At 65.3% G+C, this 20,170-nt stretch carries 25 protein-coding genes; 14 read left to right on the forward strand and 11 right to left on the reverse strand.

What is annotated here, in order from left to right:
- Positions 1-58 precede the first annotated feature (58 nt).
- The 3 genes from G5B40_RS08985 (at position 59) to G5B40_RS08995 (ending at position 2,285) form a co-directional block, all read left to right on the forward strand.
- Positions 59-547 (forward strand): heme NO-binding domain-containing protein, encoded by a 489-nt coding sequence (locus G5B40_RS08985; protein WP_165097693.1) that lies wholly within the window; start codon positions 59-61, stop codon positions 545-547.
- An 89-nt stretch (positions 548-636) separates the two neighbouring features.
- Positions 637-1,596: an acetyl-CoA carboxylase carboxyltransferase subunit alpha gene (locus G5B40_RS08990; protein WP_165097695.1), complete on the forward strand. Its 960-nt coding sequence runs from the start codon at positions 637-639 to the stop codon at positions 1,594-1,596.
- Between the two features lie 281 nt (positions 1,597-1,877).
- On the forward strand, positions 1,878-2,285 hold the full coding sequence (locus tag G5B40_RS08995; protein WP_165097697.1) for a carboxymuconolactone decarboxylase family protein: 408 nt from the start codon (positions 1,878-1,880) through the stop codon (positions 2,283-2,285).
- A 6-nt stretch (positions 2,286-2,291) separates the two neighbouring features.
- Here the strand turns inward: G5B40_RS08995 and G5B40_RS09000 are convergent, their stop codons facing one another.
- The 4 genes from G5B40_RS09000 to G5B40_RS09015 form a co-directional block, all read right to left on the reverse strand.
- Positions 2,292-2,993 carry a hypothetical protein gene (locus G5B40_RS09000; RefSeq protein ID WP_165097699.1) on the reverse strand — a complete coding sequence of 234 codons (702 nt, stop codon included), beginning with the start codon at positions 2,991-2,993 and terminating at the stop codon, positions 2,292-2,294.
- Positions 2,994-3,173: 180 nt separating this feature from the next.
- The gene (locus G5B40_RS09005) at positions 3,174-4,265 is read right to left on the reverse strand and encodes a 5-(carboxyamino)imidazole ribonucleotide synthase (RefSeq protein WP_165097701.1); all 1,092 of its coding nucleotides are present in this window, start codon (positions 4,263-4,265) and stop codon (positions 3,174-3,176) included.
- Complete coding sequence (purE, locus tag G5B40_RS09010) at positions 4,258-4,752, reverse strand: 5-(carboxyamino)imidazole ribonucleotide mutase (protein WP_165097703.1); 495 nt, start codon at positions 4,750-4,752, stop codon at positions 4,258-4,260. The genes G5B40_RS09005 and purE overlap by 8 nt, the downstream gene beginning before the upstream one ends.
- 61 nt (positions 4,753-4,813) lie before the next feature.
- Positions 4,814-5,047 carry a YdcH family protein gene (locus G5B40_RS09015; protein ID WP_425500079.1) on the reverse strand — a complete coding sequence of 78 codons (234 nt, stop codon included), beginning with the start codon at positions 5,045-5,047 and terminating at the stop codon, positions 4,814-4,816.
- 87 nt (positions 5,048-5,134) lie between these two features.
- On the opposite strand from G5B40_RS09015, the gene G5B40_RS09020 reads away from it, so the two are divergent.
- The 8 genes from G5B40_RS09020 (at position 5,135) to G5B40_RS09055 (ending at position 11,881) form a co-directional block, all read left to right on the forward strand.
- The gene (locus G5B40_RS09020; RefSeq protein WP_165097705.1) at positions 5,135-5,959 is read left to right on the forward strand and encodes a S49 family peptidase; all 825 of its coding nucleotides are present in this window, start codon (positions 5,135-5,137) and stop codon (positions 5,957-5,959) included.
- A gap of 3 nt (positions 5,960-5,962) precedes the next feature.
- Positions 5,963-6,175, forward strand: coding sequence for a hypothetical protein (locus tag G5B40_RS09025; protein ID WP_165097707.1), 213 nt, complete (start codon positions 5,963-5,965; stop codon positions 6,173-6,175).
- Positions 6,176-6,215: 40 nt separating this feature from the next.
- Entirely contained in the window at positions 6,216-7,160 is a 945-nt protein-coding gene (locus tag G5B40_RS09030) for a calcium/sodium antiporter (protein ID WP_165097710.1), read from the forward strand.
- Between the two features lie 46 nt (positions 7,161-7,206).
- Positions 7,207-7,992 (forward strand): SDR family oxidoreductase, encoded by a 786-nt coding sequence (locus G5B40_RS09035; RefSeq protein ID WP_165097712.1) that lies wholly within the window; start codon positions 7,207-7,209, stop codon positions 7,990-7,992.
- A 269-nt stretch (positions 7,993-8,261) separates the two neighbouring features.
- Positions 8,262-8,399 carry a hypothetical protein gene (locus G5B40_RS09040; protein WP_165097714.1) on the forward strand — a complete coding sequence of 46 codons (138 nt, stop codon included), beginning with the start codon at positions 8,262-8,264 and terminating at the stop codon, positions 8,397-8,399.
- Positions 8,396-10,312, forward strand: a complete 1,917-nt coding sequence (gene uvrC / locus G5B40_RS09045; RefSeq protein WP_165097716.1) for an excinuclease ABC subunit UvrC — start codon at positions 8,396-8,398, stop codon at positions 10,310-10,312. Before G5B40_RS09040 ends, uvrC begins: the two co-directional genes overlap by 4 nt.
- Before the next feature lie 73 nt (positions 10,313-10,385).
- A complete protein-coding gene (locus G5B40_RS09050; protein WP_165097718.1) occupies positions 10,386-10,865 on the forward strand; it encodes a GNAT family N-acetyltransferase in 480 nt (159 codons plus the stop codon).
- Positions 10,862-11,881, forward strand: a complete 1,020-nt coding sequence (locus G5B40_RS09055) for a histone deacetylase family protein (RefSeq protein WP_165097720.1) — start codon at positions 10,862-10,864, stop codon at positions 11,879-11,881. The genes G5B40_RS09050 and G5B40_RS09055 overlap by 4 nt, the downstream gene beginning before the upstream one ends.
- A 13-nt stretch (positions 11,882-11,894) precedes the next feature.
- Here the strand turns inward: G5B40_RS09055 and G5B40_RS09060 are convergent, their stop codons facing one another.
- The 7 genes from G5B40_RS09060 to G5B40_RS21385 all read right to left on the reverse strand — a co-directional run bounded on the left by G5B40_RS09060 (position 11,895) and on the right by G5B40_RS21385 (position 17,358).
- Positions 11,895-12,875 (reverse strand): ABC transporter ATP-binding protein, encoded by a 981-nt coding sequence (locus G5B40_RS09060; RefSeq protein WP_165097722.1) that lies wholly within the window; start codon positions 12,873-12,875, stop codon positions 11,895-11,897.
- A complete protein-coding gene (locus G5B40_RS09065; RefSeq protein ID WP_165097724.1) occupies positions 12,872-13,855 on the reverse strand; it encodes an ABC transporter ATP-binding protein in 984 nt (327 codons plus the stop codon). Before G5B40_RS09065 ends, G5B40_RS09060 begins: the two co-directional genes overlap by 4 nt.
- Before the next feature lies 1 nt (position 13,856).
- Positions 13,857-14,711: an ABC transporter permease gene (locus tag G5B40_RS09070; protein WP_179961612.1), complete on the reverse strand. Its 855-nt coding sequence runs from the start codon at positions 14,709-14,711 to the stop codon at positions 13,857-13,859.
- Positions 14,711-15,685 (reverse strand): ABC transporter permease, encoded by a 975-nt coding sequence (locus tag G5B40_RS09075; protein ID WP_165097726.1) that lies wholly within the window; start codon positions 15,683-15,685, stop codon positions 14,711-14,713. Before G5B40_RS09075 ends, G5B40_RS09070 begins: the two co-directional genes overlap by 1 nt.
- Before the next feature lie 53 nt (positions 15,686-15,738).
- Positions 15,739-16,437: an ABC transporter substrate-binding protein gene (locus tag G5B40_RS21375; RefSeq protein ID WP_281350572.1), complete on the reverse strand. Its 699-nt coding sequence runs from the start codon at positions 16,435-16,437 to the stop codon at positions 15,739-15,741.
- 65 nt (positions 16,438-16,502) lie between these two features.
- The gene (locus G5B40_RS21380; RefSeq protein WP_211907435.1) at positions 16,503-16,736 is read right to left on the reverse strand and encodes an ABC transporter substrate-binding protein; all 234 of its coding nucleotides are present in this window, start codon (positions 16,734-16,736) and stop codon (positions 16,503-16,505) included.
- Between the two features lie 142 nt (positions 16,737-16,878).
- A complete protein-coding gene (locus G5B40_RS21385) occupies positions 16,879-17,358 on the reverse strand; it encodes an ABC transporter substrate-binding protein (RefSeq protein WP_211907436.1) in 480 nt (159 codons plus the stop codon).
- 6 nt (positions 17,359-17,364) lie between these two features.
- Between G5B40_RS21385 and G5B40_RS09085 the strand changes: the two genes are divergently transcribed.
- The 3 genes from G5B40_RS09085 (at position 17,365) to G5B40_RS09095 (ending at position 20,157) form a co-directional block, all read left to right on the forward strand.
- Positions 17,365-18,525, forward strand: coding sequence for an amidohydrolase family protein (locus tag G5B40_RS09085; RefSeq protein WP_246209841.1), 1,161 nt, complete (start codon positions 17,365-17,367; stop codon positions 18,523-18,525).
- A gap of 214 nt (positions 18,526-18,739) precedes the next feature.
- Positions 18,740-19,192, forward strand: coding sequence for a type II 3-dehydroquinate dehydratase (gene aroQ, locus G5B40_RS09090; RefSeq protein WP_165097730.1), 453 nt, complete (start codon positions 18,740-18,742; stop codon positions 19,190-19,192).
- 26 nt (positions 19,193-19,218) lie between these two features.
- Positions 19,219-20,157: a DUF2092 domain-containing protein gene (locus G5B40_RS09095; protein ID WP_165097732.1), complete on the forward strand. Its 939-nt coding sequence runs from the start codon at positions 19,219-19,221 to the stop codon at positions 20,155-20,157.
- Positions 20,158-20,170 lie beyond the last annotated feature (13 nt).

Here is a 20,170-nt window from a genome sequence, read left to right on the forward strand (position 1 = left end):
TGAAGATGTTTGTGATTCGAAGGGGGGGGGCGCCGTGCTTGGCCTGATGAAGTCAGAGTTGCGAAAGTTTGCCCGCGACATCGCCACCGCGGATATCGCCGCGCGTTTCGAACAGATCGGCGACGATCGGTCGCTGCCGGAAATGATAGGACGCCTCGCCGAAATGACTGGCGAAGCGACCGGCGAGCTTCGCCACGCCTTCGGGCGCCGCGCATTCGAGCGGTTCGCGGAACTCTACCCGGATTTCATTCCGACCAATGTCGGGGCGCTCGACTATCTGCTGACCATCGAGCGGCATGTTCATGACGAAATGCGCTTTCTCTATCCAACCGCGCAACCACCCCAACTCTGCTGCGAGAGGGTCTCGGAAACCCGCTTGGTCATTCGCTACAGCTCCGAGGAACCGATCGCGGAGATGTGCGCCGGCATGCTCGAAGCCGCGCTGGCGCATTTCGAGGCCCGCGCCCTCGTGACCCGGCGGGACGAGACGGAGTGCGCCGACGGAGCGGCCGCGGTGTTCGATGTCGCGCTCCTCCCCGCGGCCTGAATCCGAATGGGTCGCCGGAGGCGGGCGCGAATTGCAATCGACCACCCCTCCGGACTATATCCCGGCGCATGAACGCGGCGGAGCGCAACATGCAGAGCTATCTCGAATTCGAAAAGGATCTCGCCGATCTTGAAGGAAAAGCGGTTGAGCTCCGGATGCTCGCGAAAAAGGGCGGCGGCGTCGATGTCGAGGGTGAAGCGAAACAGCTAGACGCGAAGGCGGCGCAACTCCTCGCCGAACTCTACTCCAACCTGGACCCCTGGCAGAAATGTCAGATCGCCCGTCACCCGGCGCGCCCGCACGCGCTCGCCTATGTGAAGACGCTCTTCACCGAGTTCACCCCACTCGCCGGCGATCGGAATTTCGCCGAGGACCATGCGGTGATCGGCGGCCTCGCGCGGCTCAACGATCGTCCGGTGATGGTGATCGGGCAGGAGAAAGGCGCGGACACCAAATCGCGGATCGAGCGGAATTTCGGCATGGCGCGGCCCGAAGGCTACCGCAAGGCGGCGCGGCTCATGGCTTTGGCGGACCGGTTCGCGCTCCCTGTCGTGACGTTGATCGACACGCCCGGCGCCTATCCCGGAAAAGGGGCCGAGGAGCGTGGCCAGTCCGAGGCGATCGCGCGCTCGACCGAAATGTGTCTGAAGCTTGGCGCGCCGCTCGTCGCGGTGGTGATTGGCGAGGGCGGCTCGGGTGGCGCGGTCGCGCTGGCGGCGGGCGACCGCGTGATGATGCTGGAGCATTCAATCTATTCGGTGATCACGCCTGAAGGCTGCGCCTCCATCCTCTGGAAGGATGCCGAGAAGATGCGCGAGGCGGCGGCGGCGTTGAGACTGACCGCGCAAGATCTAAAAAAGCTGGGTGTCGTCGATCGGGTGGTTAAGGAGCCGACCGGCGGCGCGCAGCGCGACCCTATGGCTGCGATCAGGGCCGTTGGAAACGCGATCGACCAGGAGCTGAAAGGGCTTGCCGGCAAATCGCCGGAAGAGCTGCGCGCCGCGCGCCGGAAGAAATTCCTGGAGATGGGCGATGCGACCCTGCAATAACAGGCGACGGAAGACTGGGCGGAGTCGGCGTTCCGCGGCTTTTTTGGAACGAATTTGCCTCCGGGGGCTTTTCTAATTCGTATTGCCGCTCCACATTGAAAGAAGGGTGCGGGTGGAATTGCTCGATCCGGACAGAGGGAGACGAACCTTGAAATGGTCCGACATCGCCGACGCATTATCTGAATGGCTCGACCGGGTCGCCGGCGGGCACGCGCCACAACCGGTTCCCGTGAAGGTCCGCGACGACCACGCCCCGCGCCGGCGTTGAACGGGCGCGCGGGATGGCGACCGTCAAGCTCCTCACCGACGATGAGTTGAGCGCAGACGCCGCGGCTGTGTTCGCGGATATCCGCGCGACGCGCGGTTCCGATTTCGTGAATAATTTCTGGCGCTCGCTCGCCAACGATCCGCCGACGCTCAGGGCCACATGGGAGCGGCTGAAAGCCGTCATGGGTTCGAGCGACGAAGGCGGACTCGATCCGCTAACGAAGGAACTCGTCTATATCGCGGTCTCGATCGCGAACGGCTGCACCTATTGCGTGCACTCCCACACCGCCGCAGCCCGCGCCAAGGGGCTGACCGACGCGCAATACGGTGAGTTCCTGCAGGTCGTCGGCATGGCGTCCCAGACAAACGCTCTGGTGACCGGGCTTCAGACCCCTGTGGACGATGTTTTCAAGCCGGAGTAGGCTGGCTCAAGCCAGCCATCCCGCATAGCGACGGATGAGGATCGCCGCCGCGATCGAGCCGCCCGCGACAACGAGATAGAGCGGCCAGCCCTGCAGACCGGATCGCGCGGCTACCGCCGCGACCGCCGGATGGATGAGATATATGCCAAGCGAAGGCGATCCCAACCAGGTCGAGTCCGGCGTTCCCGGCCGAGCCGCCAGGATGGCGGCAAGGACGACGAGAGCGGCGATGCCGAGTTTCCACACCGTCATCGGACCCGGGCCCAACGACGCGGCCAGCACCACCGCCACGACAGCGAGCGCGAGCACGAGCGATGGCGACCACCAGCGCATCGCCAGGCCGACAATGGCGGCCGGCGCGACGAACATCCATTCCCGCAACGGGGGCGAGAGACTCACCGCCCCGACGCGCCAGAATACAATGAATCCGATAACGACCACCGCAACCCGCGCGATTGTGGATTCCAGAACCTGGGCTAACGCGACGAACGCGAATCCGAACGGCAGAAACCAGAGATGGATCGAAGGGCCAGTCGTCAGCATCCACCAGTCGAACTCGTCTGACAGCGGATGACCGCTCGCAATCGCGTCCGCCATCTTGAGCGCGCCGTAGATAGCCGACCATATCAGCCAGGGCGTCAGTAATCGGCGCGCGCGCTCGGCAAGCGGCCGGCCTGCGCCGAAATAGACGAGAAGCATCATGAACATCAGTAGCGCGGCATGGCCGACCGCGGCGCCCGGGGCTCGGACATGAAACCAAAGGATTCCAAGCGCGCCTACGAAACGGAGCCGATCGATATCGCCATACCGCGCGCTTCGCGCCGACCTTCCGCGAGGCTCCGCCACCGCTTTCCCGGGCTCGGTCGGAAAGCCCATGGTCTTATAAGCCTAGAGGGAGGAAGACGGAGCGGCGATCGCCCGCAGCCGGGTTGTGTGACCCATCTTGCGCCCCGGCCGCATCTCCGCCTTGCCGTAGAGATGGAGCGCCGTGCCCGGCGCGGCCGAGAGCCGCGCCCAGTCCAGCGCCTCGTCGCCGATCAGGTTCTCCATCACCGCATCGGCGTGGCGCGCGGGGTCGCCCAGCGGCCAGAGGCATACCGCCTTGACGTGCTGGCGAAACTGGTCGTTCGCGGTCGCCTCGATGGTCCAGTGGCCGGTATTATGGACGCGGGGCGCGATTTCGTTGACCAGCAGCGCGCGAGAATCCGTCTCGAAGAATTCGACGCCGATCACCCCGACATAATCGAGCGCCGCGAGAATGCGCGCTGCGATTTCCTTCGCCGCCGCCGCAGTCGCCGCGTCACAACCGGCCGGAACCGTAGTGCTTCTGAGAATACCGTCTTCGTGGACGTTCTCGCCCGGATCGAAACAGGCGACGGCGCCGTCCGCGCCGCGCGCCGCGATCACACTGATCTCACGACTGAAGCGAATGAGCCCTTCCAGAACCGCCGGCGCGCCGCCCATCGCGGCGAGAGCGCCGGGCGCGTCGCCGTCTCCGGCGATCCGCGCCTGCCCCTTGCCGTCATAGCCGAAGCGGCGGGTCTTGAGAATCGCCGGCGTTCCGACCCTCTCCAGCGCGGCAGCAAGAGATTCCGCGTCGTCGACCGGGGCGAAGGGCGCGGTGGCGACGCCGATGCGGTTGAGAAAGCGTTTCTCCGTCACTCTGTCCTGCGCCACCGCCAGCGCCTTGCGTCCGGGCCGAACCGGAACCAGTGGCTCCAGCGCATCCACGACCGCCGCAGGCACGTTCTCGAACTCATAGGTCACGACATCGACGGCGCCGGCGAAGGCGCGGAGCGCGCCCGCATCGTCCCAGGCGCCCCGGGTGCAACGGGCGACGTCGGCGGCGGGCGGGTCCGCCTCGGGCGCGTAGACATGCGCCTTCAGCCCGAGTTGCGCCGCCGCGATGGCGAGCATCCGGCCGAGTTGTCCGCCGCCGAGAATGCCGACGGTTCCGCCTGGCGCGACGGCGTCAGTCATCCTTCGGCTCTTTGGCCACCGCTGCGGTCTGCGCCGCGCGCCAAGCCTCAAGCCGCGCCGCCAGCGCCTCGTCCGTGGTCGCGAGAATCGCGGCGGCCAGAAGCCCGGCGTTAGCCGCGCCCGCCTCGCCGATCGCCAGCGTCCCGACCGGCACGCCCTTCGGCATCTGGACGATGGAGAGCAGGCTGTCGCGACCCGACAACGCCTTCGAAAGCACCGGGACGCCAAGAACCGGCAGCCGCGTCTTCGCCGCGATCATCCCGGGCAGATGCGCGGCGCCGCCAGCCCCCGCAATGACTACGCGCAGGCCGCGCTCCGCCGCCGCTTCGGCATAGGCGAACATGCGGTCCGGGGTGCGGTGCGCGGAAACGATCCGCGCCTCATGCGCGACCTCCAACGCCGACAGGATCTCCGCCGCGTGACGCATCGTCGGCCAGTCGGACTGGCTTCCCATAACGATACCGACGAGGGGGGCGGGCTCGACCATGCAACTCTCTCCAAGATCTGGCCCGCACTATAGCCGCCGACGGGTGCGCGACAAGCGCGCCTCAGGCGATGATATCGGGGGTGAGCTCGTCCTCGAGCCGCGAGATTTCGTCCTTCAACGCCAGCTTCTGTTTCTTCAACCGCCTCAGATCCAGCGAATCGCGCCCTGCGACCGAATGCTCCAACGCGGCGATCGCATCGTCGAGCGAGCGATGCCGGCGGCGAAGCTCCTCCAGCTTAAAGCGGAGAACCTCTCGCCCGTCCATCAGGTTGCCCGATCCGGTCATGTCTCGCATGTTACTCCACGCCCCGTAGGGCGGATCCCGCCGGAAAGCCCGTTCCGCCAGTTGTCCGCACGCCGCATCACGCCTAAATAGGCCTCCATGTTGAACGCTCTCAGCGACGGATTCGCAAGTCTCATCAAACGCCCGCCGCTGGTGAGCGTGCTGCGCCTGAACGGCGCCATCGGCGCCGCCGGGTTCGGTCGCGGATTGACGGACGCCGCGCTCGCGCCGCTCATCGCGCGCGCCTTCGCGCCGAAACGGCTCGTCGCCGTGGCGCTTTCAATCAACTCTCCGGGCGGCTCGCCGGCCCAGAGCGCGCTCATCGCGGCGCGGATCAGACGGCTGGCGGATGAGAAATCCGTCCCCGTGTTCGCCTTTTGCGAGGATGTCGCGGCGTCGGGCGGGTATTGGCTGGCGACGGCCGGCGACGAGATTTACGCCGACGCCAATTCAATTCTCGGCTCGATCGGCGTGATCTACGCCGGGTTCGGCTTTCATACGCTCCTCGAGAAGCAGGGGGTCGAGCGGCGCGTGCACACCGCCGGCCGGTCGAAATCCATGCTCGACCCGTTCCGCCCCGAGCAGGCCGACGACGTGGAGCGGATCAAGCGCCTTCAGGGCGTTATCCATGGCAATTTCATCGATCAGGTCCGCGCGCGCCGTGGTGCGAAACTCGGCGAGGGCGACCTCTTCACCGGTGAGATCTGGGTCGGGCGGGAGGCCGAGGAGATCGGCCTGATCGACGGGATCGGGCATCTTGTCCCAACCATGAAATCCCGCTTCGGCGACAATGCGAAGTTCAACGTGATCGAGCCGAGACGCAACCTCTTCCGGCGTCTCGGCGCACCCGGGGTGGAGGAGGCGCTGGGAAGCGCCGCCGGGCTGATCGAGGAGCGCGCACTTTTCGCGCGCTACGGGCTCTGAACGATGCTGACGAAGATACTGATTTTCGTCGCCGTGCTGATCGGCGTCTTCGTCGTCGCCCGTATGGGCGCTTCGAGCGCGATCAAACCGAATCTCCGCTCCAAAAAGAAAGCGTCGAAACTGAAGGACGCCGAAGATCTCGTCCCCTGCCCGGTCTGCGGCGCCTGGTCGGCGCGCGGAGAGGGCTGTCCCTGCGGCGGCGCCCCGACACCATGATCGAGGCCGCGCGTTCCGATTCCGTGAGGCGCGACGCCTCATGCTGATTGACCTTTCGCTGGTATTCGCGGGCCTCGCGCTTCTGGTTTTCGCCGGCGATGTTCTCGTCAAGGGCGCCGTATCGCTCAGTCTTCGACTGGGCGTGCCGGCGCTGGTCGTCAGCCTCACCGTCGTCGCGTTCGGCACCTCGGCGCCTGAACTGCTGGTTTCGATCGAAGCGACGCTGGACGGGGCGACCGACCTGGTCTTTGGCAATATCGTCGGCTCCAATATCGCGAACGTCTATCTCGTCCTCGGCATTCCCGCGCTGATCGCGCCGATCGCGGTCAGCCAGAACGGCGTGATGCGCAACTTCGTGCTGATGATCACGGCTTCTCTGCTGCTACTCGCCGTCTGCGGCTATGGCGGCCTCTATTTCTGGACCGGAATCGCCTTTCTCTCGCTCCTCTGCGCGGTGCTCTACGACACCTATTTGATGGCGATGAACGGCAAGGTCGCGCTCGATCTCGAAGAGATGGCGCCCGATTGCCTTTCCGGCCCGAAGATCGCGGGGTGCATCGCAGCAGGGGTGATCGGCCTGCCGATCGGAGCGCATATGCTGATCGCGGGCGCACAATCGGTGGCGATCACTATGGGCGTCTCCGAGGCGGCGATCGGGCTCACGCTCGTCGCCGTGGGAACGTCGCTGCCGGAGTTGGCGACGACGGTCATGGCGGCGCTGCGCCGGCACGCCGACGTCGCCATCGGCAACGTTATCGGCTCCAACATGTTCAACATTCTCGGCGTGTTCGGCGCCGCCGCGCTGGTCGGCGACCTGCCGACGCCGCCGGGGTTTCTCGAACTCGACCTCTGGATCATGCTGGGTTCATCGTTGATCCTTGCGCCCTTCATCATCATGCGGCGAGAGATCGGCAGGATCGCGGGGCTGGCCTTCATCGCCGCCTATGTCGTTTACTGCGTTCTGGCGTTGGGTCCGCGCATGTGACCGGTCGGGCCGCGCGTCTCAGGCGAAAGCTGCGAGGAGGATTGGGATGAAACCGGGCGCTGCGCTTGTCACCGGCGGCGCGAAACGGCTCGGCCGCGCCATGGCGCTGGCGCTGGCGGAGGACGGATGGGACGTCGCGATCAGCTATCTCGGTTCCAAGCCGGAAGCGGAGGCGACCGCGGACGAGATTCGCGCGTTCGGCCGGCGCGCCGCCGTCCTCTCGGCCGATCTGACGGTGGAAGCCCAGACGGAGGCGCTGATCCCCGCCGCAACCGATGCGCTCGGCGCGCCGCTCACCTGCCTCGTCAACAACGCCTCGATCTTCGAGTTCGACGATCTCGATTCGATGAACCGCAAGGGCTGGGACCGGGCCATAGAGAGCAATCTGCGCGCGCCGGTTCTTCTCACGCAGCAATTCGGCGAACAGGCGCCCGCTCCAATGACCGACGCCGCGGGCGAGCCTGCCGCCGGCGCGGTCGTGGTCAACATGATCGACCAGCGGGTGCTGAAGATGACGCCGAAGTTCATGTCCTACTCGATCGCAAAATCGGCGCTCTGGGCGTTCACCCGCATGGCGGCGCAAGGGCTCGCTCCGCGCGTCCGGGTGATGGCGATCGGCCCGGGGCCGACCCTGCGCGGCCTGCGCCAGTCGGAGGCGCATTTCGCAGCGCAGCGTGCGGCGACCATACTCGGCCGCGGCGCCGGACCCGACGAGATCGTGGCCGCGCTTCGCTTCATCCTCGCCTCTCCAGCGCTCACCGGGCAGATTCTGGCGATGGACGGCGGTCAGCACCTCGGGTGGAGAACTCCGGATGTGCTTGGCGTCGAGTGACTTAGAAGCGCCGCCTCAGAACCGCTTGAAACCCTCCGAAATCGACTCGACAAGCTGGCTTTTCCACTTTCATGCGCTTCGTGAGCGATTCGTCATCCGGCCGCGAATATCATCGCAGCGTGACAACTCGACATTCTTAAAGGCCAACAAATCCAAAAGGTTAACGTGGCAGCCTGTTTTTTGGGCAACCTGGCAAAACCGTTACGATTCCTTCATGAATCCGGACCGGGTCGATATTATGGACAGATTTATCCACAGGAATCGGGGATATGAAAATCGTTGATCCGGCGCAGGAACTGGGGCAGGCGCTACGCCGCGCAGATTCGCCGCAGCGCAGCGTCGTGCCGCTTGCTACGCCGGAAGCCCTGTCACGCCTGACCGAAAACCGGATAGACTGCCGCCGATGACCGAAACGAACGCGCCACAGTCCCCGCTTGGCTTTGACGAGGACGCCTCCAACCTGGCCCGCGACGCGACGACCGGGCCGGAGGTGATCCGAAGCTATCTTTTGCGCCTGCCTGCGCGTCCCGGGGTCTATCGGATGCTGGGGCTGAAGGGAGAGGTTCTCTATGTGGGCAAGGCCCGCTCACTGAAAGCCCGCGTCTCAAACTACACCCGCCTTCAGGGCAACAGCACGCGCATCCAGCGGATGATCCTCTCGACCGCGTCGATGATGTTCGTCACCACCCCGACCGAGACCGAAGCTCTGCTGCTCGAAGCCAATCTCATCAAGCAGCTCAAGCCGCGCTACAATGTCATTTTGCGCGACGACAAGAGCTTCGCGCATATCGTCGTCGGCGCGGACCATCCGTTTCCGCAGATCAAGAAGCATCGCGGCGCGCGCACGCGCGCAGGGCGCTATTTCGGCCCGTTCGCCTCCGCCGGCGCCGTGAACCGGACGCTGAACCAGTTGCAGAAGGCGTTCCTGTTGCGGACCTGTTCCGATTCCATGTTCGAGAACCGGACCCGGCCCTGCCTTCTCTATCAGATCAAGCGCTGCTCGGCCCCTTGCGTCGGACTGATCGACGAGGCGGATTACGCGAAGCTCGTCAAGGACGCATGGCGTTTTCTCGAAGGCCGTTCGACCGGCGTGCAGGAGGAACTCGCGGTGCGAATGCGCGAAGCCTCGGCGGCGATGGAGTTCGAGCAGGCGGCGATCTATCGCGACCGGATCGCCGCGCTCACCCGCGTCCAGCAGAACCAGGGCGTAAACCCGGAAACCGTGGAGGAGGCCGATGTCGTCGCGGTCCACGCCGAGGGCGGGCAAGCCTGCGTGCAGGTGTTCTTTTTTCGCTCTCATCAGAACTGGGGCAACCGCGCCTATTTTCCCCGCACCGGCTCCGACGCGCCCGAGGAGGAGATCCTCGCCGCGTTTCTCGCGCAGTTCTACGTCGGCAAGACGCCCGCGAAACTAGTGCTGACCAGTCATGAGCCAGAGGATTCCGATCTCGTCGCCGAGGCGCTGAGCCTCGCGGCCGGGCGCAAGGTCACGCTCGCGCGCCCACAGCGCGGCGAAAAGCGGCTTCTGCTCGAACACGCGCTGACCAACGCGAAGGAGGCGCTGGCGAGGCGTATGGCCGAGAGCGCGGCGCAAACGAAGCTGCTCGCCGGGGTGGCGGAGGCGTTCGGACTTGAGAGCCCGCCACGCCGGATCGAGGTTTACGACAATTCGCATATCCAGGGCGCGCACGCCGTCGGCGCCATGATCGTCGCCGGGCCCGAGGGTTTCGAGAAGAAAGCCTATCGCAAGTTCAACATCAGGAACGCCGCCGTCACCCCCGGCGACGATTTCGGCATGATGAAGGAGGTGCTGACAAGGCGCTTCCAGCGCCTGCTTCGTGAAGATCCGGACCGCGAGAGCGCGGAATGGCCCGACCTGATCCTGATCGACGGCGGCGCCGGACAGGTCGCCGCGGTGCGCGAGGTGATGGCGGAACTCGGGGTCGAGAACGTGGCGATGATCGGCGTCGCGAAGGGGCTGGAGCGCGACGCCGGGAAGGAGGAGTTTCACAAGCCGAGCGGCGGGCGTCCGTTCATGCTGCCGCACCGTGACCCGACGCTCTATTTCGTCCAGCGTCTGCGCGACGAGGCGCACCGTTTCGCGATCGGCGCGCATCGGGCCAAACGCTCGAAAGCGATCGGACAAAACCCGCTCGACGACGCGCCGGGGATCGGCCCAGCCCGAAAGCGCGCCCTACTCGCGCATTTTGGCTCCGCCAAGGCGGTCGCGCGCGCCGGACTCGCTGACCTGAAGGCGGTGGAGGGCATTTCCGGTAAAATGGCGCAGGCGCTCCACGACTTTTTCAACGACGGAACCTGAGCGGGGTGGTGTTGACGAGCGCGCCCGAAAGACCGCACCCTGCGGCCAATGCATTCCGAAGGCCGCGCCCACGATGACCGCCCTTGCGATCAGACAAGCCGAGGCGAAAGACGCAAGCCGCCTCAACGCCGCCCTGAATGCGCTTTCAGCGCATCTCGGCGACCGGCACCGGGCGAAAGACTCCCATATCGCGAAGGCGGGATGGGGCGACGCGCCCGTCTTTCGCGCCGTGCTGGCCGAAGAAGGGGCGAAAGTCGTCGGCGTCGCGCTATACTCGGCGATCTTCTCAACCATTCGCGGCGGAACCGGGCTCTATGTCTCCGACCTTTGGGTTGCGGAGGATCTGCGCGGAACCGGACTCGGGAAGCGGCTGCTCGCGGCAGCCGCCGGGGATGCGGAGCGGGTTTGGGACGCCGGTTTCATGAAGCTCTCCGTTTATGAAAGCAATGAAGGCGCCCGCGCCGCCTATCTGCGGATGGGCTTCACGGCGCACGAAAATGAAACGAACCTGTCGCTCGACGCGGCCGGACTGGAGCGATTGAGGACAGAATGAAAGCCGTATTCGACGAGCGTCAGTGGCGCCACGACCCGAAGCACTTCATGGCGAACGGGGCGATTTCGGCCAACCCGGAGCAACCGGAGCGGATTCGCGTCCTGCACGAGGCGGCGTTGAAGGCCGGCTGCGCGTTCGAAGCGCCCGCCGATAGCGGCCTCGGCCCGATCGCCGCGATTCACAGCGCTGAATATCTTCAGTTTCTGGAGACGATCTATTCCCGCTGGCGCCGGATCGAAGGCGCAGGCGAAGAGGTCATCCCGAACATTCATCCCGACCGGCGCGCGGCGGGCTACCCGAAATCAGCCGTCGGGCAAGCGGGCTATCATCAAGCCGACACCGCTTGCCCGATCGCCGAGGGGACATGGGAGGCGGCTTACTGGTCGGCGCAGACCGCTATCCACGCCGCGGGTCTCGTGCTGGCGGGGGAGTGCGCGGTCTACGCTCTCTGCCGCCCGCCGGGGCATCATGCGTTTGGCGACATGGCCGGGGGTTTCTGCTTTCTCAACAACGCCGGGATCGCCGCCGAGCGGCTCCGCGCCGCCGGCCTTCGTCCGGCGATCCTCGATGTCGACGTGCATCACGGCAACGGCACGCAGGGCGTCTTCTATGCCCGGGACGACGTCTTGACCGTCTCCATCCACGCCGACCCGGCGCGCTTCTATCCGTTCTTCTGGGGCCATGCGCAGGAGCGCGGCGAAGGGCCGGGGCTTGGCGCGAATTTCAACCTGCCGCTAGAACGCGGAACCGGCGACGAGACGTATCTGGAGGTGTTGGCGGCCGCCCTCACCCGTATCCGCAGTTTCGGCGCCGACGTGCTCGTCGTCGGGCTTGGACTCGACGCCCATGTCAACGATCCCTTCAAGGGCCTCGCCGTCAGCACCAGCGGCTTCGCGCGGATCACCGCCGCGATCCGGGGCGCCGGCCTTCCGATGCTGCTGGTTCAGGAGGGCGGCTATCTTTCCGACGATCTCGGCGCGAACCTGACCAGCGCGCTAGAGGGCGCCGTCGGCTGAATTCCGGCCGCCTTCAGGCCGCGCCTTCAGGAAAATGGCAGGCGACGCGCCCGGCCCCGAGCGGGGCGAGTTCCGGCCGCTCCTCCCGGCAGATCGCCTGCGCCTTCGGACAGCGCGCGGAGAAGGCGCAGCCAGGCGGCGGGTTGATCGGGCTCGGCGGGTCGCCCTTCAGCTTCGCCGGCCGCACATAGCCCCGCGATTTCCGCCGCGCGAGCGACGGCGCGGCGGCCAGCAGCGCCACCGTGTAGGGGTGGCGCGGCGCGCTGAACAGCGCCTCGCGAGGCGCCTGCTCGACGATCCGGCCGAGATACATCACCGCGATGTCATGACAGATCTGCCGCACCACGCCGAGGTCGTGGCTGATGAACAGGAAACTCAGACCCAATTCATCTTGCAGCTTCACCAGAAGATTCAGGATCTGGGCCTGAATCGCGACATCGAGCGCCGAGACTGGCTCGTCGCAGACAATGAGTTTCGGATTGGTCGCCAGCGCCCGCGCGATGGAGATCCGCTGGCGCTGCCCGCCGGAGAACTGATGCGGAAAGAGATTGAGCTGATCGCGCCGAAGCCCGACCAACCCAAAAAGCTCCTCGACCCGCGCATCCCGGCTGGCGGCGTCGCCGACCTTCAGAAGGTCGAGCGGTTCGCGAACGATATGATTCACCCGGTCGCGCGGATTGAGCGAGGAATAGGGATCCTGAAAGATAAGCTGGATGTCTTTGCGCCGCTCGCGCATCGCCTCCGGCGCGAGGGTGAAAAGATCCTCGCCCTGAAACAGCACCTTGCCGGTCGCGGGGCCGGTCAGCCGAATCGCCGCCATCGCGGTTGTTGTCTTGCCGGAGCCGCTCTCTCCGACGATGCCGAGCGTCCGGCCCGCCTCCAGCACGAAATCGACGTCGCGCACGGCGGAGAGGTGCTGGCGCGGCGCGAACAGCGAACGGCGCGGCATCGGGAAACTGACGGTCAGCGCGCGGGCTTCGAGGATCGCGCTCATATCCGCCCCTCCTCCACGGCGTGGCAGGCGGCCGGGTGACCCGCCTCGCCGGAGAGGCGCGGCGATTCCCGGTCGCACCGCTCGAACCGATATGCGCAGCGCTCGGCGAAAGCGCAACCGTCGCCGAGAAGATGGAGCGGCGGCACGACGCCCGGAATCTCCGCCAGCGGCGGCGGCGTCCCGCTCTCGCCCTTGCCGATATTGGGGATGCAGGCGATCAGCCCGCGCGCATAGGGATGTTTCGGATCGTCGAGAATGGCGTCCGCCGCGCCTTCCTCGATCACCCTTCCGGCGTACATCACCGCCACCCGGTCGGCCATTTCCGCGATCGCGCCCATGTCGTGGGTGATGAGGATGATCGCCGTGCCGAGATCGCGCTGGATGTCGTTCAGAAGGTCGAAGATCTGCGCTTGCACGGTGACGTCGAGCGCCGTCGTCGGCTCATCCGCGATCAGCACCTTCGGACGACACGAGACCGCCATGGCGATCATCACCCGCTGGCGCATGCCCCCTGAAAGCTGGTGCGGAAAATCCGCCGCGCGCCGTTTCGCTTCGGGAATCCCGACGCGGTCGAGAAGCGCCACCGCCTCCTTCATCGCTGCGCCGCGGCCGGTCTTGCGATGCAGCATGATGGCCTCGGCGATCTGATCGCCGGCGGTGAACACCGGATTGAGCGAGGTCATCGGCTCCTGGAAGATCATCGCCATCTCGGCCCCGCGCAACTGGCGCAACCGGCGCGGCGAAGCGCCGATCAACTCCTCGCCATCCAGCCTGATCGAGCCGGCGGCGACCCGCCCGGGCGGCGAGGGCACCAGCCCCATCGCGGAGAGCGCGGTGATCGACTTGCCGCAACCGGATTCCCCGACGACGCCAAGCGTCTCGCCCGCTTCCACCTGAAGTGAAACGCCGTCCAGCGCCGTCACCGGACCATAGCGGGTGGAAAACTCGACCCGCAGACCCTCGATATCGAGAAGCGCCATCTCAGCGCTCCCTCAGTTTTGGGTTGAAGGCGTCGTTCAGCCCGTCGCCGATCAGCGAAACTGCAAAGACGGTGAGAAAAATGGCGATTCCCGGAAAGGTCACCGGCCACCACGCCGTCAGGATATAGGCCCGGTTCGCGCCGATCATCAGCCCCCAGCTCATGGTGTTCGGATCGCCAAGCCCGAGAAAGGAAAGCCCGGCCTCGAAGAGGATCGCGACGCCGATGGTCAGCGTCGCCGAGACGATCAGCGGCGGCAGCGCGTTCGGCAGGATCACCCGCCACATGATCCGCCCGTTCTGCGCGCCGATGGCGCGGGCGGCGGTGACATATTCGAGCCGCTTGATCTTCAGGAACTCCGCCCGCGTCAGCCGCGCGGTCTGCGGCCAGCTCACCACGCCGATGGCGATGGCGATGATGGTGAGCGAGGGTGAGAAGAGCGTCACCAGCACCATCGCGAAGAGAAGCGCCGGCAGAACCTGAAAGAACTCGGTGAAGCGCATCAGCGCGTTGTCGACGCGGCCGCCGAAATAGCCGGACATGGCCCCGATGGAGACTCCGATGACCATGGTCAGCAGCGCCGCCGCACCGCCAACCGCCAGCGTCGGCCCGCCCCCCATCAGAAGTCCGGCGATGAGATCGCGGCCGAGATAGTCGGTCCCGAGCATGAATTCCGGCGTCACGCCCGGCGGCTCATGCGGCGCCCAGACGATCTCATAGGGGTCGCCGCCATAAAAGAGCACGCCGTAGAGCGTCAGAAGAACGATCACGATCAGCAAGCACAGCCCGGCCATCGCCGGCCTGTTCCGCCGGAACATGATCCAGGCTTCGCGGATCGGGCTCTGGGCTTCGGCCATCAGTTCTCTCCCCGAAGCCGCGGATCGGCGATGCGATAGGCCAGATCGGTGACGATATTGGCGATCACGACCATCGCCGCGGCGCAGAACAGAACGCCAAGCAGCAGCGTGTAATCCCGTCTCAGGATCGCGTCGAACGCCAGCGTGCCCATCCCCGGCCAGTTGAACACAGTCTCGACCAGCAGCGCGCCGGAGATCAGGCCCCCGAACTGCAACCCGGCGACTGTGATGATCGGCAGAGCGGCGTTGCGCAGCGCATGATGGAAGAGCACCGAGCGCTCGGAAGCGCCCTTGGCGCGCGCCGTGCGCACATAATCCGCGCCGAGCACGTCCAGCATCGAGGCGCGCGCCAGCCGCGCATAGATCGCGAGAAAGATGACCGCCAGCGAGAAGGCCGGCAGCGCGAGGTGATGCAGGATGTCGATCATCCGCTCAATCCAGCTCGCGTCGCGCAGGCGGATATCCGCCATTCCCTCGACCGGGAAGATTGGAATGATGGAGGCGAAAAGGATGATCAGCATGATCCCCATCCAGAAGACGGGAACCGCGTACCCAATCGTCGAGATGACGGCGACGACGCCCGAAAGCGGCCCGTTCGGCTTGCGCGCGGCCATGACCCCCGCCGCGGTGCCGATCACGATGGCGATGATTTGCGCGGCGATCACCAGCAGAAGCGTCGGCCCGATCCGCGCGCCGATCAGCTCCGCCAGCGGCCGGTTGAAGAAGTAGGATTCTCCGAGATCGCCTTGCGCCATATCGCCGAGATACCGCCCGAGCTGCACATAAAGCGGCTGATCCAACCCGTAATCGGCGCGGATCGAGGCCATTACCTCCGCCGTGGCGCCGCCCATGTCGCCGGCGATCACCTCGGCCGGGTCGCCCGGCGCAAGACGGATAAGAAAGAAGTTCAGGATGACGACCCCGGCCATCAGAAGCACGCCGTAGCCGAGTCGTCTGATGATGTACCCGGCCATGTCGCCTCCCCTTCAGCGAGCGCCGGGCGACAGGGCCGCCCGGCGCTCGCGCGTCATTCTTTCGGCTCTTTCCAGTAAACCTCATCCATCGGCGACATCGGCCCCCAGATTGTCAGCGGCGGATCGCCGAGCCGCTTGTCATAGGCGGTGTGATAGGGTGAAGCATTGATCCAGTAGACCGGCATGTCTTCGGCCACGATGCGCTGGAACTCGGTGTAGAGCGCCTTGCGTTTCGCCGGATCGACCTCCACCGCCGCCGCATTCAGTATCTCGTCGACCTTCGGGTTGGAATAGGACTGGGTGTTGGACCAGATCACGCCCTTGACGATGTTCGAGGAGAGGTAGGTGCGATGGACGCCGATCACCGGGTCGCCCCAGTTGAACACCACATCCATCGTCATATCGAAATCATGGCCGGAGATGCGCCCCGCCCAGGTCGGAAAATCAGGCGAGGGCCGGACTGTGACGTCGATCCCGATCTTCTTGAGCTGTGATTTCAGATATTCGGCGACGTTCTTCTGCTGCTCGTCGACACCGGGAAGATAATCGACGGTCAACTCCATCCCGTCGCCGAACCCGGCTTCCGCCACTAAAGCGTTCGCCTTGTCGAGATCGACGTCATAGGGCTCGATCGTCTCGTCGAAAAACGGAGAGGATTCGATGATCGGGCTGCGCTGCGGTTTGGCGACGCCGCGCATCAGCGCCTTGGTGATGAACTCCCGGTCCACCGCATAGGCGATCGCCTGGCGCACCCGCTTGTCCGAGAGCTTCTCGGACGCGGTGTTGAACGCGAGCCAGTTATCGGGCCGATGCCGGCTTAGCCCTGATCGGTCACCTCCAGCCAGTCCACCGCTTCCATCCGCTTGATTCCGGTGGAGGTGGTGATGAACGGAAACATGTCCGCCTCGCCGTTTTCCATCGCGATCATCAGCGCGTTCTGGTCCTTCACGATACGAATGATGATCTCGTCGAGCTTCGGATAGCCCTCACGGAGGAAATTCGGATTCTTCTTCAGGATCGTCGCCTCGCCCGGCGTGAAACTCTCCAGCATGAACGGCCGGAGCCGACCGGCGCGGTGTTGGCGGGGTGGCTCTTCATGCCCTGCCCGTCATCATAGATGTGCTTCGGTATGACCGGGGCGAGCGCGGGTGAGAGAGCGAGCAGGAGCGCCGGGTGCGGCTGCGACAGCTTGATCACGGGGTGTAGTCGTCCGGCGTCTCCACCGCCTCGACCGGCGCGAACATGGTCTTGAAGGGATGGTTCGCCTTCGTCGTCTTAATCGAGAAGGCGACATCTTCGGAGGTGACTGGAACCCCGTCATGGAAGGTCGCGTTGTGAACGAGGTTGAGCGTGACCGTGAGCCCGTCCTCCGACACATCCCAGCTTTCCGCAAGATAGGGCTGCGGGTTCCAGTTCTCGTCATATCGCAAAGGCGAGGCGAAAATCTGCGTCGACGGCATCGCAGTGGCCGTGCCGGACTGCACCGCGCCGTTCAGATGCCGCGGCGCCTGGGTTGACAGAATAATCAGTGAACCTTCCGCCTTCAGCGGCGCGAATGGCGCCAGCATGGCGAGAATAGCGGCGGCGCCGACTGCGCCAAGCAATGGGGCGGCGACCAGATCGACGAGCGGCTCGCCGGGGCGGTGCTGACGCCCGGTTTCGTCGAGGGGCACGCGCACATGATGGCGGGGGCGATGTGGCGCTATCCCTATGTCGGCTATCACGACCGGATCGACACCGATGGCAAACTCTGGCCCGGCCTCTCCGCCATCGACGATGTCATCTCCGGGCTGAAAAAGGCCGCGAAAGCGATGACCGTCGCCGGCGAGCCACCGGAAAAACCGCTCTTCGCCTGGGGGTTCGACCCGATCTTCCTGCCAACCGAGCGGCTGAACCGCCGCCATCTCGACGCCGTCTCGGCGACCCGCCCGATCGTCGTCCAGCACTCGAATTTCCACCTGCTGACCGCGAACTCGCCGGCGCTGGCGCTTGCGGGCTACACGCGCGAGACCAACGTCACCGGCGTCGCCAAGGGGCCGGATGGCGAGCTGAACGGCGAATTGCAGGAAATGGCGGCGATGTTCCCGTTGATGCGCCGGGTGGGTGTGGATTTCCGCGCGCTCTCCGCCCATCTCGACAGCATCAAGGCCTTCGCCAGCATCGCGCGGCAGACCGGCACGACAACGATGACCGACCTGCACGCCGAACTTCCCGACAAGGACCTCGCGACGCTGTTCGCCACCACCGGGGCGGCGGATTTACCGCTCCGCATCGTGCCGATGCTGGGCGCGGCGATGATGCCGCCGAAAGAGGTCGGCCCGCGGGCGCTGGAGCTCAGGGCGAAAGCCACAGACATGCTGCGGCTCGGCGGCGTGAAACTGGTGCTCGACGGCTCGATCCAAGGCTACACCGCCCGGCTCCGCTGGCCCTATCACGTCAACGGCGCGCCGAACGGCATCTGGGTCATCGCGCCGGAACAGGCCGAGGAACTGATCCTCGAGCCGCGCGAAGCGGAAGCGCCGAACGCCTCAGACCACGATCATGCGCACGGTCACGATCACGGCGCGGCCTATCGGTCGTGGTCGACGACGGGCGGCTATCTCACCCGCGCGGATCTGGAAGCGCTTCTAAACGGCCCGCCGGCCGGACTCTTCCGTTTCAAAGGCCGCATCGCGCTCAAGGGCGGCGGCGCGGTCAAGGCGCATCTGGTCGGCCGCCTTCACGAGTTGACGCCATGCGACGCCGCGCCGACCCGCGCCGTCGCGATCGGCCTTGCGCCCGCTTTCGAGCCGGAAGCATTCCGCCTGCGCTGGGATCGGATCGTCTCGCCAACGCCATGAGACGACTAGCCCCCGAGACGATCCGCGAACCCACGCGCGAGGCCATGCATCAACGCCACTGCGTCAGCCCCGGCGCAGAGTTTTCCGATCTCACGCCCGAGCCGGGGCGCGAGCGAGTCGCCGCCGCGAATTCCGGTCGCCCGTCCACCGGCAAATGCTGTATGTCCGGCGGGTCCCATCGGTTCACCATGCAGAAACGACCGAAAGCCCCGATATGCCAGAACTCGTCTATATCCTGAACGGCCCCAACCTGAACCTCCTCGGCAAACGCCAACCGGAGATCTATGGGCGCGAGACGCTCTCGGATGTCGAAGCCGCCTGCCGAGAGACGGCCGCCACGTTCGGCCTCGATATTCGTTTTCACCAGTCAAACGCCGAGCATCAGATCATTGACTGGATCCACGAAGCGCGCGAGGCGGCCTGCGGCGTCGTGATCAACCCCGCCGCTTTCACCCACACTTCCGTCGCGATTCTCGATGCGCTCAACGCGTTCGAAGGGCCGGTTTTCGAAGTGCACATCTCCAATGTCCACAAACGCGAATCGTTTCGCCACCATTCCTATGTCTCGCACCGCGCGGACGGCGTGATCGCCGGGTTCGGCGTCGATGGCTATACGCTCGCGCTCCGGCGCCTCGGCGCGCTGATCGCTTCGCGCCGCGACGCCTGACGCCGCGTCCCCGGTGTGAAGGAGTCGTGATTTCAATTGCGAATTGCGCCGGATTGTTCAATCCTCAATCAGCGTGGGAACATTTGGCGCGCCCCCGCCCGCCATATTTCGCGCCGCCGACAGGCGAAAGAACACGATTTGAAAGGCGAATTATGACCAGAACGATCTTCAGTCAGGGTGCGAGGCTGGCCGCCGCCGCGGCGTTTGGCGCCGCGCTCTTCGCCGGCGGCGCCGTCGCCCAGAACGCTGAAACCACCACCGAAGCCGCCGACGAGGCGCCGGCTGTCGATCCGGAGGTGGTGCAAGCCGTAAAGGATATGGGCGCTAAACTGCGTGAATTGCCGGCTTTCTCCATCAAGGCCGCCCTGTTGTGGGAGGAGGTGTTCGAGAGCGGCGAGAAGACCGCGGTCATCGAACAGGTCCGGATCGACGCCGACCCGCCGCACGGATTGCGGATCGAGCGATTTTCGGAAGAACGGTCGCGCATCTTCTATTTCAACGGCGAAAAAGCGACGCTCTGGTCGCCCAAGATCCGTTACTACGCCGATGCCGAGTTCAAGGGCACGATCGCGGAAATGATCGCGTTCGCGTCCGAGAAACATGATCTCGAACTGCCGTTGGCGGATCTCTTCCTCTGGGGCACCGAATCGGATGATTTCGACGCCATCACCGCCGCGCGCTATGTCGGCCAGACCCTCATGGGCGATCGCGTCTGCGATCATTATGCGTTCCGGCAGGAAGATATCGACTGGCAAATCTGGATCGAGGACGTCGAAGCTCTGCTGCCCTGTGGGTACATGATCGTCGACAAGACGGACGACGCGCACCCGATATTCCAGGCTACCGTGACGGTGACCCCAAAAACGGAATTCGCCGACCAGCGCTTTACCTTTGCGCCCCCGGAGGAGTCCCAGCGGATCACTTTCGCGACGGCTGAAGACATGACCGCTAAAGACAAAAAGTAATTCAGGAGAACCG

This window comes from Pikeienuella piscinae, assembly GCF_011044155.1.
In the GTDB taxonomy this organism is placed as follows: Bacteria; Pseudomonadota; Alphaproteobacteria; order Rhodobacterales; family Rhodobacteraceae; genus Pikeienuella; species Pikeienuella piscinae.